The organism is Bacteroidota bacterium (assembly GCA_021300195.1).
Lineage (GTDB): Bacteria > Bacteroidota > Bacteroidia > J057 > JAJTIE01 > JAJTIE01.
Map to the genome: position 1 here is coordinate 1 of JAJTIE010000019.1, position 15,043 is coordinate 15,043.

General features: G+C 55.4%; 13 protein-coding genes, 1 rRNA gene and 2 pseudogenes. 11 read left to right on the plus strand and 5 right to left on the minus strand.

Annotated features, from left to right (window positions below; genetic code table 11):
• Window positions 1-111: ribosomal RNA gene (locus LW884_05215) — 16S ribosomal RNA — on the plus strand; the annotation flags it as partial.
• Between the two features lie 372 nt (window positions 112-483).
• Here the strand turns inward: LW884_05215 and LW884_05220 are convergent.
• Entirely contained in the window at window positions 484-1,095 is a 612-nt protein-coding gene (locus LW884_05220; GenBank protein MCE3007737.1) for a hypothetical protein, read from the minus strand.
• 155 nt (window positions 1,096-1,250) lie between these two features.
• Window positions 1,251-2,621, minus strand: a complete 1,371-nt coding sequence (locus LW884_05225) for a hypothetical protein (GenBank protein ID MCE3007738.1) — start codon at window positions 2,619-2,621, stop codon at window positions 1,251-1,253.
• Window positions 2,622-2,958: 337 nt separating this feature from the next.
• Here LW884_05225 and LW884_05230 point away from each other — a divergent pair, with 337 nt between their 5' ends.
• The 10 genes and pseudogenes from LW884_05230 (at window position 2,959) to LW884_05275 (ending at window position 11,729) form a co-directional block, all read left to right on the plus strand.
• The gene (locus tag LW884_05230; GenBank protein ID MCE3007739.1) at window positions 2,959-3,639 is read left to right on the plus strand and encodes a DUF1003 domain-containing protein; all 681 of its coding nucleotides are present in this window, start codon (window positions 2,959-2,961) and stop codon (window positions 3,637-3,639) included.
• A 339-nt stretch (window positions 3,640-3,978) separates the two neighbouring features.
• Window positions 3,979-4,485, plus strand: a complete 507-nt coding sequence (locus LW884_05235) for a sigma-70 family RNA polymerase sigma factor (protein MCE3007740.1) — start codon at window positions 3,979-3,981, stop codon at window positions 4,483-4,485.
• Window positions 4,486-4,515: 30 nt separating this feature from the next.
• On the plus strand, window positions 4,516-5,028 hold the full coding sequence (locus LW884_05240; GenBank protein ID MCE3007741.1) for a hypothetical protein: 513 nt from the start codon (window positions 4,516-4,518) through the stop codon (window positions 5,026-5,028).
• Between the two features lie 14 nt (window positions 5,029-5,042).
• Window positions 5,043-5,657: a hypothetical protein gene (locus tag LW884_05245; protein MCE3007742.1), complete on the plus strand. Its 615-nt coding sequence runs from the start codon at window positions 5,043-5,045 to the stop codon at window positions 5,655-5,657.
• A gap of 61 nt (window positions 5,658-5,718) precedes the next feature.
• Window positions 5,719-6,714 (plus strand): YHYH protein, encoded by a 996-nt coding sequence (locus LW884_05250; protein ID MCE3007743.1) that lies wholly within the window; start codon window positions 5,719-5,721, stop codon window positions 6,712-6,714.
• A gap of 366 nt (window positions 6,715-7,080) precedes the next feature.
• Complete coding sequence (locus LW884_05255) at window positions 7,081-9,132, plus strand: S8 family peptidase (GenBank protein ID MCE3007744.1); 2,052 nt, start codon at window positions 7,081-7,083, stop codon at window positions 9,130-9,132.
• 240 nt (window positions 9,133-9,372) lie between these two features.
• Window positions 9,373-9,510, plus strand: coding sequence for a hypothetical protein (locus tag LW884_05260; GenBank protein MCE3007745.1), 138 nt, complete (start codon window positions 9,373-9,375; stop codon window positions 9,508-9,510).
• 227 nt (window positions 9,511-9,737) lie between these two features.
• Window positions 9,738-10,409, plus strand: a pseudogene (locus tag LW884_05265) (S8 family serine peptidase).
• 102 nt (window positions 10,410-10,511) lie between these two features.
• Window positions 10,512-11,306: pseudogene (locus LW884_05270) on the plus strand (S8 family serine peptidase).
• 228 nt (window positions 11,307-11,534) lie between these two features.
• Complete coding sequence (locus tag LW884_05275) at window positions 11,535-11,729, plus strand: T9SS type A sorting domain-containing protein (protein ID MCE3007746.1); 195 nt, start codon at window positions 11,535-11,537, stop codon at window positions 11,727-11,729.
• 124 nt (window positions 11,730-11,853) lie between these two features.
• Here the strand turns inward: LW884_05275 and trpA are convergent, their stop codons facing one another.
• Genes trpA through aroF form a run of 3 tightly spaced genes read right to left on the minus strand, consistent with a single transcriptional unit; the run spans window position 11,854 to window position 14,971 of the window.
• On the minus strand, window positions 11,854-12,618 hold the full coding sequence (trpA, locus tag LW884_05280; GenBank protein MCE3007747.1) for a tryptophan synthase subunit alpha: 765 nt from the start codon (window positions 12,616-12,618) through the stop codon (window positions 11,854-11,856).
• 16 nt (window positions 12,619-12,634) lie between these two features.
• Complete coding sequence (trpB, locus tag LW884_05285; GenBank protein ID MCE3007748.1) at window positions 12,635-13,903, minus strand: tryptophan synthase subunit beta; 1,269 nt, start codon at window positions 13,901-13,903, stop codon at window positions 12,635-12,637.
• A 27-nt stretch (window positions 13,904-13,930) separates the two neighbouring features.
• Window positions 13,931-14,971, minus strand: a complete 1,041-nt coding sequence (gene aroF, locus LW884_05290; protein ID MCE3007749.1) for a 3-deoxy-7-phosphoheptulonate synthase — start codon at window positions 14,969-14,971, stop codon at window positions 13,931-13,933.
• Window positions 14,972-15,043 lie beyond the last annotated feature (72 nt).

A 15,043-nucleotide genomic window follows, 5' to 3' on the forward strand; every position in this document is an offset into this window, starting at 1 on the left:
CCGCGGGCGCCTGAAGTCGGGCCTTAAAACCTGCCGAGGGCGAAAGTGGTAACTGGGGCTAAGTCGTAACAAGGTAGCCGTACCGGAAGGTGCGGCTGGATTACCTCCTTTCTAGTGATCTTTGTGATCAATTCAATTTCCGTTTTTACTTGTGTGATTCTAGCTGTACACACAGTACTTCCATCCTCAAAAAACATAAGAAGGCTACACTACGGTGTAGCCTTTCTTTTTTTTATCCCTGCCTATCTTCATATAGGCTCGGCCTGTAGGCAGCTATAAAAGAGCTAGAGAGTGGTATGGCGGTCTGTCATCCTGTCTGCTGGCCTTAGGCGTAATCTGTACACGTAATCTACAATCTGCTCATCCGGCTTCATTTCTGTAGCAGCCGTTCCATGCAGGTATCTGTAGGATAGTAAAAACGAAGAGAAGAGAGGACCACAGCTAGCTGTAGCCCTCTCTGGAGGAAATTGTAGCCCGGTCTGGCTAAAAAGGACGGAAGTACTGATGCACCATTAGCACCTCCTGCACCAGGCCAAAGGCCTGCTGGATGCTGGGGTCCTGCATCATCTGGGCCGATGCCGCCTTGGCATCTTCCACATTGCTCCAATAGGCCCATTCAGCCCAGCGGTTTTCGCCCTTATCATTTTTCAGGATATACCGCCCCTGATACCCTTTTGCGGTGCCTATTACTTGGTTATAGGCCTGCTGGAATGCACTGGGGTCTGCCTCTGGTTTCAGCTGGTACACCACCAGCTCTATCGCAGCTCCTGCTTGGCCCGGCTTTCCATGGCTGGTTTCGTGGGTGTAGTGTTCAAACAGCACGGTCTTCTCTATCTGCTGAACAAAGGGGTGCAGACGCTCGATCTTCATCATGCCCTGTACGGCTGTGTGTGCCTTTTCCAGGCTGTCCCATTCTACCCAGTCTACTAGTAGCAGCGGATTTTCTATCGACTGGTATACACTGCGGTTCCGAAATCCTTCCAGTTGGGCCAGCCCTGCGTTGGTCTCATCTAGCACCAGATTGCGCTTTCCTGCTACAGGCTCCTTGGCCTGCCAGGCGGCCAGTTCTATGGCCATGGTTTGGGTTGAAGTCATCTTCGGTTGAATTTTGGATTAGGGATGCGTTTTACATCCATTGGATGCAGGACCCTGCCTACTGTGACAGTAGAGATCACTTTTTTATCAATCCCCTGTACAGAGCAGTCTACTGCCCTACCTGATTGGTTGGAGGGGGGTAGGGGGATGTCGTTTTACCCCAGTTCGAGCCGACTTTGTGCGGTATAGTGGCCCTGCTCGGCGGCCAAGCGGTACCAGTGCATGGCCTGGTCGTAGCTGGGCTCTACCCCTTCTCCCTGTTCGTATAGTTGGCCCAAGTTATATTGTGCATTTGCATGGCCCTGCTCTGCAGCCTTCTGTAGCCAATGGGCCGCCTGTGGATAGTTCTGTGGTATGTATATCCCGTCGGAGTGCACCAGTCCCAGGTCGCACTGTGCTCCGGGGTGGCCCTGCTCTGCAGCCTTCTGTAGCCAGTACATGCCTTCCTGTGTGTTTATCTCCATGCGCGCGCCCACAAAGCACCGGATGCTCAGGCGGTACTGGGCCTCAGGGTCTCCCTGTTCCGCTTCCTGCCTTTGCCGGGCATCCTCCACTTCAAACATGCGCTCCAGCTCCTGCAAGGCCGCAGTGTGCTGTGCCCTGGCGGCACACGTTAGCCAGATTGCTGCCTTGACAAGATCTTTTGGCGTTCCTTCTCCGTCCTTATACAGCATACCCAACTGGTATTGTGCCTCGGTTTGGTTTTGTTCGGCAGCTTTCTCCCACCATGCTCTGGCCTGTTCGTAGTCTTGCGTTATTCCATGCCCGCCGTAGTACAGCATACCCAGCTGGTACTGCGCGTCGGACTGGTTTTGTTCGGCAGCTTTCTCCCACCATGCTCTGGCCTGTTCGTAGTCTTGCGTTATTCCCTTTCCGCTGTAGTACAGCATACCCAGCTGGTACTGCGCGTCGAACTGGTTTTGTCCGGCAGCTTTTTGCCACCAGGCTCGGGCTTGCTCATAGTCTGGCGTTACCCCCTTTCCGCTGTAGTACAGCATACCCAACTGGTACTGCGTTTCGGGGTGGTTCTGCTCTGCCCCCTGCTGCCACCATTGCCGGGCTTGCTCGTAGTCTCGCGGCACGCCCTTACCTTGCTCGTACATCCGGCCCAGGCTAGACTGGGCAGCTGGGTTTCCCTGCCTGGCAGCTTTCTGGTACCAGCTCGCCGCCTCTTCCCATGAGCCCATGCCGTGCTCCAGCAGATTGCCCACGCTGTATTGTGCCTCTGCGTGCCCCTGCTCAGCGGCCTGCCTGTACCAGTATAGGGCTTCTTCAAAATAGATGGGTACCCCTTCTCCTGTATGGAAAACGTAGCCCAGATTGTACTGCGCATCCGGGTGCCCCTGCTGTGCCGCCAGCTGCCACCACTGCACGGCCTTATTGTAGTCCTGTGGTACCCCTTCGCTCCCATAGTAGTACAGGCAGCCCACTGCGCACTGCGCATTTGCATCCCCGCTCTCAGCCTCGTCTGCTAGTTTGTGGCTGCTTCCTCCATCCTGAGATTCGGATTGGTTCTTGTCGTTCATACAAACTGGAATACGGTTGGTCTACTCGTTCGTCGGCTTTGGGTTACAGTTTGTGTGCGTAATGTACATAAATTAGCTTTGGCATGATCATCAAGCTTGCACCAGTCGCTGGCTAAGGGCTACTTAACTGGTTTTTAAGTTTAAGTAATTGGTCTCTTTCTCCGATGTGCCCAATGGGTCGCTATGCCCTTTGGTTTTTATGAGGCTGAACTTGCGGCTTTAGTAGCTGGAAATTGGTTAAGCATGTTTTAAAAGGATTGACCTCGGATTTGGGAATAATCCCACTATTGCCCGAGAATAGTGTTACGCGTAATCTCGTAGAAAATTGAGCAGTTCCTTGTATAAAAGCCTTTTATCCAAAACCCCCCTGGCACCTGAGGAGGCCATACACCTCGGCAGCCTAAGCCCTGGTGTTTTACAGCAGCTTCGGGCTCGGCTGTCTGAGTTGCCGTCTGATGGCTATATTAGTCGTAAAGAGTTAGCAACGCTAACTGAAGCCCATTTTGCTGAGCGCCTACGCCTGGTCACGAACGATCTGAGCAACACCGAACGAGAGGTGCTCCAGAGCATACGCGCTAACACCCTGATTAGCAAGGGGCCTGAAGAGGACGAAATCCTGACCACCGGTCAGCGTCTGGCAGACAGGATCAGCCGCTTTGGGGGTAGTTGGCTGTTTATTATTTTGTTTCTGATTTTTATTCTGATGTGGTTGGCGCTCAATCTGGCCACCTGGTTGGGTTCCTTCGACCCCTATCCTTTTATCTTGCTCAACTTGGTGCTAAGCTGTGTAGCCGCCATGCAGGCGCCCATCATCCTGATGAGCCAAAACCGGAAGGAGGAAAAGGACCGTCAACGCAGCATCAACGACTACAAGGTGAACCTGAAAGCAGAGCTGGAAATACAAGAATTGCATGAGAAAATGGAGCGTCTGCTAACCAGGCTGGACGGCCAACGGCAGCCGCCCGTGCAGCGGCCAGGTGGGTCAGATGCGCCGGGCTTTGGACCCAGTAAACAGTAAGAGTGGGAGCTAGGGGAATCCTGCACTGCCCCAAAGCGTCTTCATCGCTTTCTGCTCGGCTGTTTTCACCGCAGTGTGTACACCATTAGTTGGGCAAGTCTTACTTCTGCCTGGTTTGTCATCTGGATTCGCTTGCGTACTAAGGGCCTTGTGTGCCAGACTGATAGTTCGATGGCCACTTCCTTTGTTTTGGTCATGATTTTCGTGGGGGGTAGTTGTACGGTAATTACTCCCTTTAGGTATGTAGCGGCCATCTGAGCCAGATGGGCCCATTTTTTTTGTTATAAACGACTATTTCCATTAAACCTTTGATCGGTCTATACGTCTTGTTTCGGTAGCATGCAGTTTGAAGATCTGATCCCCACCTATGGCCCCCGGCTATATGCGCACATCCGCCGCATGGTGGTGGATCATGCTGTGGCAGACGATTTGCTACAGAACGTGTGGCTGAAGGCCTGGAAGAACCGTAGTGCGTTTAGGGGGGACAGCCAGCCTGCCACCTGGCTCTTTCGCATTGCGCACAACGAAGCCCTGGACCACCTGCGCAGGGAGAAAAAGCGGCGGCAGCTGGCACCAGATGCTGCCACGGCCTGGCTAACCAGCCAGGCTACACAGGCTTTTTCGCCCGATGCGGACGAAACCATACAGCTACTGCACAAGGCTGTGCACACCCTGCCCGAGCGGCAGCGTACCGTATTCGAGTTTCGCTACTTTGAAGAACTGAGCTACGAGGAAATAAGCAACATAACCGGTACTACCGTGGGTAGCCTAAAGGCCAGCTACCACCACGCCGTAAAAAAAATTGAGGCATTTGTAACCCAGGCATTAAACCCGACAGGGGTTTAGGCATCCAATAGATGAGAAGCAGGAGCAGATATGGCACAGCAATTTCGATTAACAGAACCAGAGCCTGAGCAGGCAGCTATTTCGCGCCAGCCCTACCGCGTGCCAGCGGGGTACCAGCCGGTGTGGCACAGGCCAGCCAGGCGGAGTGCACGGCTGGTGCCCCTGTGGGTTTCGGCTGCTGTAGCAGCGGCAGCTACGGCCACAGTGGTGTGGCTGAGCCAGCCAGCGGCTACACTAACCGAGGGCATGCCCGAGCTGGCCGTGCAGCAGGTGCCTGCTCCTGCGGCACCGGTGCCCGCTACCAAAGGCAGTTTGGCTGTACGGGCCGGGTACTCGGCCGCATCGGCCCCCCATGCAGTACCCGAGGCCGTCCGTGCCGATGTAGCCGTGGCTACCCTGGCCACCGCTGCGTTCGACCAACAGACAGAGGAAACCCTGGCGGCTGCACTGCTGGACACCGACCAGGCCCTGATGCCCAGGCTGGAGGTGGAAGACCAGGCCCTGCTGGCCTACCTGGCCGATGAACCCCTGATAAGCTATTAAACCCCACAAAGCATATGAAAACACACACTCTGTACGCGTTGCTTTTTACTGTCTTCACCCTGGCAGGTTCCGGCTGCCTGGCACAGAAGGACAGACCCCTACCCCCACCCGAGCCCGATGGCGAGTATGAGCTGAGCCCTGAGCAACGACAGCAGCTGGAGCAATACCGGATTGCCTACCTGACCCGAGAGCTGGACCTGAGCGTGGAGGACAGCCAGAAATTCTGGCCCATCTACAACGAAAGCGAGAAGCAGGTGGAGGCCATACGCCAGCGGAATAAAGCCCTGATGCATAAAGTGCAGGCCGAAAGCGATGCCCGTACCGATACGGAACTAAGAGAGCAGATAGCCACGCTGCTGGCCGCTGAGGCCGAGGAACTGGCCGCGCGCCACAGGCAGATAGCCGCCATAGGCTCGGTGCTGAAGCCCAGAGACGTGCTGCGCTTCATGCAGGCCCAGCGGCAGTTTCGCCTGCACCTGATGGAGATGCTAAGAGAGAGAGCTGGCGAGCGAAACGGCGAGCAAAACAGCCCGCGGCAACCCAACAGGCGTTCCGGTACGGAGCCCGGTTCTCGCCCCAGGCAGGGGCCTCCGCCACCTCAGCACGGACAGCCGGAATATCTTGATTGACCTAAACTTTGTATATCCATTCTAAAATCCACCGATTATGAAAAAAGTATTATTGGCATCCATGGCACTGCTATTTGTGCTGGGTGCGTGCAAAAAGTCTGACGACGACAACAACAATGACACACAGGGCACGACCACTGCGCTACAGAACAAGGTAACCGTAACTGAAGCGGATGGCTTACGCAAGTTCGAGTCGAACAACATCCCCGATCATACAGTCGGTACTTTTCCCAACTCTGGAAACCCCTTTACCCTACAAGAAATAGAGGTAAAGCGCCAGATGCCGCTTGCCCCCACCCAGCTGAATACGCCCCTGATTACGACCGGCTACGAGTTTGGCCTGGGTATAAACGGAGTGGTTATGGATCCCAATGGCCCCTTCTATATTGAAGGTCGGGAACAATATGCCATTCAGAACCCCTTTGAAGGATTAGCGAGCGGGTGGCAATATGAGGCTGTATCACAAGTTCGTGAAAAGCTTGGACTTGACCTGAATGAGGCCCATCTGCAGCCGCCCGGCCTGTATCACTACCACGGGTATCCGCAGGAGTTTGTAAAGGTGCAGCGGGAAAAGCAACTGGGTGCCGGAAAGACCGGTATGGTACTGCTAGGCTATGCGGCAGATGGCTACCCCATCTACAATGAGACGGCACCCTCTGTCGCCACAGATCTTTCGTCGGCACTGAAGACGCTGAAAAGCAGCTACCGGCTGAAGAGTGGGGAACGCCCTGTAAACCCGGAGAGTAAGCCCAAAGCACCTACCGGTGCACACGACGGGACCTACGTGCAGGACTATGAATATGTAGCGGGCTTGGGAGACCTGGATGCGTGTAATGGGCGAACCGGTGTAACCAAGGAGTATCCCAACGGAACCTACTACTACGTGATAACGAGCACATGGCCCTACATACCGCGCTACTTCCGGGGCAAGCCAGACGAGAGTTTTCGCATTCTGCCCCCGGATGGCACCACCCCGCCGCCGCCCCAGAATAAAAGGGGGAGTGCCGAGCACCCGGGCCATACGCATGGGGCCATTATGTGGCACTCGCATAACTAGCAGGCCCGGAGTGGGGGCCGGGTGCCCTGGCTGGGGCTTTGACAGCCCTCTTGGTTTGGATCAAATCTTTATAAATTGCCTCGCAAAACTGCTCTTAATCTTAATCTTAATCTTTATGAGACGCAAAAGCATTGGATCACGAAGAATTTTACCACAGCTGGTGCTGCTCGCCTTCCTGCTGCCAGGTAGCACCCAGGTGTATGCCCAGGGTAGGCCCGTGGCACCCACCCCCCCACCCGGACAATAGAGGCAAGTGGCCTATCGCCCAGAACCGCCAAACTACTGCTAGACCTGGAGGAAGCGGAGCAGCGGGGCCTGAGCAAAGCACCGGACGCACTGGATAAAATCCGCGAGGAGTACAAGCTGGTGCGCAAGAATGGCCAACTCTACGCGCATACCTTTATCCATACACAAGGGGCGGTAGACTTGGCGCACTATGGCGTTTTGTACGATGCCCGCAAGGAGCCAGGTAATGTGTTAAAGGCGCTTGTTCCGGTTTCCAACCTAAGGAGCCTGGCTGCCGACCCCGCCGTGAAGTACATGGAGATAGGAAAACCCGTAAAAGTAAAACTGGACGCGGCCCGAAGCGCTACACGGGTGGATGAGGTGCATGCAGGCACGGGCCTCGCCAGCGCCTATACGGGCGAAGGCGTAGTGGTAGGCATTATTGATATAGGCATGGACTACGCCCACCCTACTTTTTTTGATCAAAGCGGTACTGCAAACTATCGGATAAAGCGAGTTTGGGACCAGAATGCTGAGGATGGTACTACGCCCGCAAACTATGACTATGGTGCTGAGTACACCACCCAGCAGAGCATATTGGATGCAGCCTATGACCTGCCTGGGGACGTACCGCACGCCACCCATGTAACAGGTATAGCCGCCGGATCGGGTGGGGGGCTGGCTAGCTATGTAGGCGTAGCCCCGGAGAGCGAAATTGTTTACGTGTCTATTTCTCAGGCAGATGGCTCCATAGCAGACGCAGCCGAATACATATTTGATTATGCAACCTCGGTAAACAAGCCCTGTGTTATAAACATGAGCCTAGGCATACATGAGGGTCCGCATGATGGCAATTCGACCCTGGACAAGGCCTTTGACCAGCTGGCTGGGCCAGGTCGGCTACTGGTTGGGTCTGCGGGTAATGAGGGCGATATCCCGCTGCATTTGCAGAAGGTATTCTCGGCTACCAATAATCAGCTTTATTCGTTTGTCCTCTTCCCGGATAATTCGGTGGCTGGCTCTACCTATGTGGATATCTGGGGAGAACCGGGCCAAACCTTTCAGGTGGCAGTCCATGTGTATAATCAGGAGACGGATGAGTTCGAGGCCTCTACAAGCCTGGTGTCTACCAGTTCGGATCAGGCTCTTGACTTTACCCTGGTAGATCAGGATACGGAGGCCGGGGATGAGACCAAAGTATTTATTGGCACAGAGGCCAGCTCAGAAAACAACAACAAACCACACGCCTACATCACGTTCGACCATTCAACTCAGGATGATGATTTCAAGCCTGTGCTGGTAGAGGTGCGGGCTAGCTCAGGCACCGTACATGTGTGGGCGGAAGACCCCAATATGTTTACCGCCGGGGGTAAGGCTGCTCCCTTTATGGATGGCAACACAAGCTATACGGTAGGCGAGATAGGGGGTACGGGCAAGAGTGTAATAACCGCGGGTGCCTACAACACCAAAAAGACCTGGACTGCACTGGGTGGGGAAACCGTTACGCAGAGTTATAGTCTGTACGAGATTGCCGATTTCTCCAGCCAGGGGCCTACGGTAGATGGACGCATCAAGCCTGATATAACTGCACCGGGAAACTATGTTGTTTCTGCTATCAGCACATTTGGAAACTCAATTCCGGGCGAGTTCGATGATATCTTTATAGCGGAGGTGGGCGCAGGGGGCGCTGGCCACTACTACGGGGCATTTCAGGGTACTTCCATGGCTTCGCCCATGGTGGCTGGCACCCTGGCCCTGATGCTGGAGGCAAACCCCAGCCTGACCCCTACCCAGGCACGCACGCTGCTGAGTAGTGGTGCCATTACGGATACCCATACAGGTACCATCCCCACGGCCGGTAGCAATACCTGGGGCTGGGGCAAGTTGAACGCTCAGGCCAGCCTCCAGCTGCTCACCGGCGCTACCTCACGTGCGCAGGCAGATCCGTCCTCCAGCTTTCTGGTCTTCCCCAACCCCAGCCAGGGTACGCTACAGGTGGTGCTGGCAGATGGCGGATCTTCTGCTTATTCGGGCTACCGCCTGGTGAATGCGCTGGGACAAACCGTCTCTAGCCAGTCTATTGGTATCAGCACCGGTCAGTTCGAGATCCGGGGCTTGCCAGCTGGTATGTACTCACTCATTCTAGATTCTGCCACCCAGTCGGTAGCACAAAAAGTAGTGGTACAGCCCTAGGCAGTGCCCAGAGAAAGGGCTTGCATGGCCTGCCTCAGGTGGATTGCATGGCCCACCCACTACACCCATACACTTACTACACTTAATTGGGGGATGGAGCGCAACAAGGCTCCATCCCCCTTTTTGTTTGATCGCAACACCGTTTGTGTGCGTAAGTTTATCGTCATGTTAGATTTAGATTTGGATTAAATCTTTATAGATATATATTTGCAGCAAAAAACTGCTCTTAATCTTAATCTTATGAGACGCAAAAGCATTACATCACGAAGGATTTTACCACATCTGGTACTACTCGCCCTCCTGCTGCCAGGCAGCGCCCAGGTGTATGCCCAGGGTAGGCCCGTGGCACCCACCCCCCCCCCACCCGGACGATGGTGACAAGAGGGCTTTCGCCCGAGGCTGCTTCGCTGCTGCTAGACCTGGAGGCTGCACCCCTACAAAAACAACCTGCAGACCTGGAGGGCTTGCAGAGAAAGTATGGCCTGATACGTAAAAATGACCAGCTATATGCGCTGGCTTTCGTTCACACAAATGGCCAGCCCGACCTAGCCTCATATGGTGTTATATGCCGACCCGGCCAGATCAACGGCTCAATATTAAGAGCAATGGTACCTGTTTCGGGAATAAGAGCTGTAGCAGCAGATCCTGCTGTGCAGTATCTGGAACTGGGAAAATCCGCAAGAGTGCGGCTGGATAATACAGCCCGCAGACTTTCGGGCATTGATGCGGTACATGCCGGTGGCGGTGGCCTACCCAGTGCCTACAAGGGCAAAGACGTAGTGGTTGGTGTCATTGACATCGGCATTGACTTTACACACCCTACGTTTTTTGATCAAAGTGGCACCCAAAACTACCGGATAAAGAAGGCATGGTTGCAGGCAGATACGGACGGAAACCCACCCGCAAACTATGACTATGGTGCAGAATACACGGGCCAAGCCGAACTGCTGGCCAAGGAAGACGACAGACCCCGCGCAGAATATTCTCCTGAAGAATGGGCGGGTGGAACTTTTTCTCATGCCACGGTTGTAAGCGGCATAGTTGCCGGATCGGGCGGCGGAAAAGACCAATACAGGGGCGTAGCACCCGAGAGTGAGCTTGTGATTGTGTCTATTGATGGTGGAGTAGAAACCAGTGTATTTACAACCCGGGTTTTCGATGCAGTTGAGTATATATTTGACTATGCTGCTTCGGTAAACAAGCCTTGTGTGATTAACATGAGCCTGGGCACGCACGAAGGCCCACACGATGGCACTTCGACCCTGGATAAGGGCTTTGACCAGGTGACCGGCCCTGGCCGGCTGCTGGTAGGGAGTGCAGGCAACGAAGGAACTGATAGGCTGCACGTACGCAAAACCTTTAGCCCATCGGATAACAAAATGTATTCCGGGCTTGATTTTTTCGGAAGTGGTATTGGTCAAGCGTTTATAGACATCTGGGGCGATCCGGGCCATAGCTATCAGGTAGCCGTACACCTGTATGATAGGAATGCAGACCAGATACTTGCCTCTACCAGCCTGATTAACTTTTCGGCAGCAAGTAATTCACAAACAAACACCTTCAAGCTGATTGACAATGATCTGGTTAATCCGGATACAACTGGTATCACGATAAATAATGAGGTTTTTCCGGGTAACCAGAAGCCGCACGCCTACATCAAATTTGACAATAGCAATCAGGATGACAGCGCCCTGGTAGTACTGGTGGAGGTAAGGGCTACTTCGGGTGGCGTACACGTTTGGACTGAAAGATGCAGTTTTACTGCTTATAACAAGCCCGCGCCATTTAGAGGTGGAGATCTGGAGTACTCGGTAGGAGAGGTTGGCGGTACAGGCAATAGCGTTATAAGCGTGGGCGCGTATAACAGCACGCTGCAGTGGACAAGCTTAGGCGGAATGGTTACGGATAAAGCCGCACCGGATGAATTGCTGGGAGATATTGCTGGATTTTCCAGCATAGGTCCCACGGCCGATGGACGCACCAAGCCCGACATAGCGGCACCCGGCCAGGATATTATTTCTTCTTCTTCTTTATTCGGCCAGTCATCCCCCGACTATTCCGTACTAGCAGACACAATGGTGCTCGGCGGAAAAGTACATGTGTTTCAGGCCTTGCAGGGCACTTCGTTTTCCTCTCCCATGGTAGCTGGTGCCCTGGCGCTGGCGCTGGAGGCCAACTCCAGCCTGACCCCAGACCAGGCGCGGGCCCTGCTGAAGAGCAGCGCTACTACCGATGTATACACAGGCAGCATTCCCACCACCGGCAGCAACACCTGGGGCTGGGGCAAGCTATCCGTACTGCGTAGCCTACAGCAGCTCAATGGCATCACCAGTACATCAACAGCCCGGCTAGGTAGTGCGCTGCTTGTATACCCCAACCCCAGCCAGGGTACCCTGCACGTGGTGCTAGGCGATGGAGCCAGCTCGCCCTACACACAGTGCCGACTGGTGAGCACCTTGGGCCAGACTGTCTATAGCCAGTCTATTGGCACCGGCACCCGGCAGCTAGAGCTTAGCGGCCTGCCCGCTGGCCTCTACACCCTCATCCTGGATGGCGGCACCGAGCCCGTAGCACAAAAAGTAGTGGTACAGCCCTAGGCAGTACCTGCTTGCTTGCATTAGCGAGAAAAAGGGGAGCGATGAGTCGCTCCCCTTTTTTGTTGGATGGTTTTGCTGCGCCTACAGGTAGATAGAAGGGCGCGGTATCCAGTGGGCTATCTATCTATCCCTCCAGCAGCTCCGTTAGCTTCTCGGCCAGGTTTCCGGCCTCCTGTGCGCGTATGAGTGCACTACCCACAATGGCAAAGTCGGCTGTGCGCAGTACGGCCTGCACGTGTGGGCCGGTGCTGATGCCAAAGCCAATGCCCACCTGTGCCCGGCATTGGTGGCGTATGGCCGCTATCAGGGTGCTTACCCGGGGGTCGAGCGTGAACTGCTGTCCGGTAATCTTGAAATCGGCCATGATGTATACATAGTCGGGCTGGTGGGCCAGTAGCTGCGCCAGCCTGGCAGGGGGTACATTGCTGGCCAGCACGGGCACAGGCTTCAGGCCCTGCCGGATGAGCGTATGCGCCTGGGGGGTATCCAGGGGCAGATCGGGTACAATAATGCTCGAGATACCTATCGCTAGCATCTCCCTGGCAAAGCGTTCCAGCCCGTAGGCTACCAGCTTGTTCAGGTACGTCATGGGGATAACGGTTCGTGTTATACCGTCTTGTGTGGCTAGTAGCAGGGCGTATGCCTGTAGCCTGTCGATCGCTCGTAGGCAGTGCTCGGTATCGGTTCCTTGTGCAATGGCTACATGATTCGCATGGGTAATGGTAAAGCCATCTGCCGAGGGGTCGGAGAACGGGATCTGTAGCTCCAGTAGCTGCACACCAGCTTCCAGATAGGCCATAGCGGTACGCTCACTCTCCGCCAGGCTGGGGTAGCCCAGCACCAGGTGGCCCATTAGGGGGTGCTTTTGTAGGGTTGGGTTCGGGCTCATGGGTAGCATGTAGGGGTTATACTTTCGGGCTGATTGCCAGGTTGCGCAGCTGCTGCAGCTTCAGCTCCATAAATTCGGCCAGCTGCTGGGGTTGCAGGTTTTCCATTGCAATAAAGAGGTCCTTTTCGCCCCTGCCGCTGGCATTTATCACAATGTGCTGTTCGGGTGGCAGGCTGGGTGCCAGCTCCAGGGCGTAGGCCACGGCATGCAGGCTCTCCAGTGCGGGTACCACCCCCTCGTGGCTCAGGATGGTGCGGTAGGCCTGGCGCACCTGCTCGTCTGTAGCTGCACGAAACTGCACGCGTCCGGCATCGTACAGCCAGGCCAGTATGGGGCTTACGCCGCAGTAGTCTAGCCCGGCACTGATGCTGCTGGTGGGCGCTATGTTGCCATCCGCGTCCTGCAGGATGTAGCTGTAGTAGCCCTCGTAGATGCCCTTCTGTAGCCTTCGGAAGCGGGCTGCATGTGCTCCATAGCCCTCACCGTGGCCCCCTGCCTCTACGCCGATCAGCTGCACGTCTGGCTCATCCAGAAAGTCGAAGAACGCGCCCATGGCATTGCTACCCCCACCCACACAGGCAATAACGTAGTGGGGCAGCCTGCCAAAGGCCTGTAGTGCCTGCTCGCGCACCTCTTCGCCAATGATCTTCTGGAAGAAGGTATTCATCTTTGGGTAGGGGTTCGGGCCAATAACGGTGCCAATCAGGTAATGGGTATCTTCCGGATGGCTTAGCAGGTCCTTCATGGCGGCTACTACGGCGTCATTCAGGGTCTGCTGCCCTTCCTCTACGGGCACTACCTCTGCCCCCATCATTTGCATATAGAATACATTGGGGCGCTGGCGCAGGTAGTCTTTGTAGCCCATGTAGATGGTGCAGGGCATGCCATAGCGGGCGCACAGGCTGGCAGTAGCCAGGCCATGCTGGCCTGCGCCGGTTTCGGCTATAATGCGCCTGCGGCCCATGTGGCGGGCCACGATGATCTGGCCCAGCACATGGTTTATCTTGTGTGCCCCGGTGTGGTTTAGCCCCTCGTTTTTGATGTATAGCTGTGCACCGCCCAGTTTATGGCTCAGGTTTCGCAGGGGGGTGAAGGCTGTGGGGCGGCCACTGATCTCCACGTAGGCCTGCTTCAGCTCGGCCAGAAAGGCAGGATCCGTCTGTAGCTGCTCAAAGGCTGCCGCCAGCGCATCGGTATTGGCGCGTATGGCCTCGGGCACATAGGCCCCCCCGTATTCGCCAAAGTAGCCGGTGCTTTGCAGAATGGTATTTCGGTATGCGGTCATGTTCACTGGGGTAGGGCGGGGCTGTGGTTAGGCAGAATAGGCTGTTGTGCGGGCGGCATACAGTTCGGGCAGGGCATCTACCAGCAGGTTTACCTGGCGCATCATGTTGGCAAACTCCTCAAAGTCCAGTTGCTGGTTCGCATCGCTCAGTGCCTTTTGCGGTGTTGGGTGGGTTTCTACCAGCAGCCCGTCGCAGCCCACGGCTATGGCGGCGCGTGCCAGTGCCGCCACCAGGTCGTGTCGCCCCACGGCATGGCTGGGGTCTACTACGATGGGTAGGTGGCTTAGGGTTTTTATAAGGGCTACGCTGTTCAGGTCCAGCAGGTTGCGCGTACTGGTCTCAAAGGTTCGGACCCCCCGCTCGCACAGGATCACCTGCTGGTTTCCACCGTCCAGTATATACTCGGCTGCTAGCAGAAATTCTTCTACCGTGGCACTTAGCCCCCGCTTTAGCAGCACGGGCTTGTCTATCTTGCCCAGCCTTTTCAGCAGGTCGAAGTTCTGCATATTGCGTGCCCCCACCTGCAGCAGGTCTACTTCGTCTTTGTACAGGTCTATGTCGTCGGAGCTCATAATCTCCACGCACAGGGGCAGCCCGGTTTCTTCACGTGCCTTTTGCATATACTGCAGGCCTACGTAGCCAATGCCCTGGAAGAAGTAGGGGCTGGTGCGGGGCTTGAAGATGCCGCCCCGGAATATCTGGCCACCCTGTGCCTTTACGGCGCGGGCGGTAGCCAGTGTTTGCGCCTCGCTCTCTACCGAGCAGGGGCCGGCTATTACTACAGGCCGCCCAGCGCCAAAGGTGGCATCGCCCACGCGCACCAGGGTATCTGCCGGATGAAACTCCTTGCTCACACGCTTATACTTCTTGGTTACTTCTATCACCTCCATTACCCCGGGCAGCCTTAGCACCTCGTCTTGCCGCACGGCTTCCTTGTTGCCCATTACACCAATGGCTACCCGGCTGTGCCCGGGCAGCACCTCGGGCTGCGTGTGGTAGGATCGGAGTACGGCCATCACCTCTTGCACTTGGGCATCGGTGGCATCGGCTTTCATTACAACTAGCATAAAAGGCAGTTTTTATCGTGATTTTTTTTCTCGGATCTTGGATAAGAAACACAGTACTAATGTACTAGTGCA

Excerpts from the sequence above, each read along its gene's own strand:
- LW884_05225 (MCE3007738.1), bottom strand. The coding sequence starts at position 2,621 with ATGAACGACAAGAACCAATCCGAATCTCAGGATGGAGGAAGCAGCCAC.
- LW884_05235 (MCE3007740.1), top strand. The coding sequence starts at position 3,979 with ATGCAGTTTGAAGATCTGATCCCCACCTATGGCCCCCGGCTATATGCG.
- trpA (MCE3007747.1), bottom strand. The coding sequence starts at position 12,618 with ATGAGCCCGAACCCAACCCTACAAAAGCACCCCCTAATGGGCCACCTG.
- LW884_05220 (MCE3007737.1), bottom strand. The coding sequence starts at position 1,095 with ATGACTTCAACCCAAACCATGGCCATAGAACTGGCCGCCTGGCAGGCC.
- LW884_05260 (MCE3007745.1), top strand. The coding sequence starts at position 9,373 with ATGAGACGCAAAAGCATTACATCACGAAGGATTTTACCACATCTGGTA.
- LW884_05245 (MCE3007742.1), top strand. The coding sequence starts at position 5,043 with ATGAAAACACACACTCTGTACGCGTTGCTTTTTACTGTCTTCACCCTG.
- trpB (MCE3007748.1), bottom strand. The coding sequence starts at position 13,903 with ATGACCGCATACCGAAATACCATTCTGCAAAGCACCGGCTACTTTGGC.
- LW884_05250 (MCE3007743.1), top strand. The coding sequence starts at position 5,719 with ATGGCACTGCTATTTGTGCTGGGTGCGTGCAAAAAGTCTGACGACGAC.
- aroF (MCE3007749.1), bottom strand. The coding sequence starts at position 14,971 with ATGCTAGTTGTAATGAAAGCCGATGCCACCGATGCCCAAGTGCAAGAG.
- LW884_05240 (MCE3007741.1), top strand. The coding sequence starts at position 4,516 with ATGGCACAGCAATTTCGATTAACAGAACCAGAGCCTGAGCAGGCAGCT.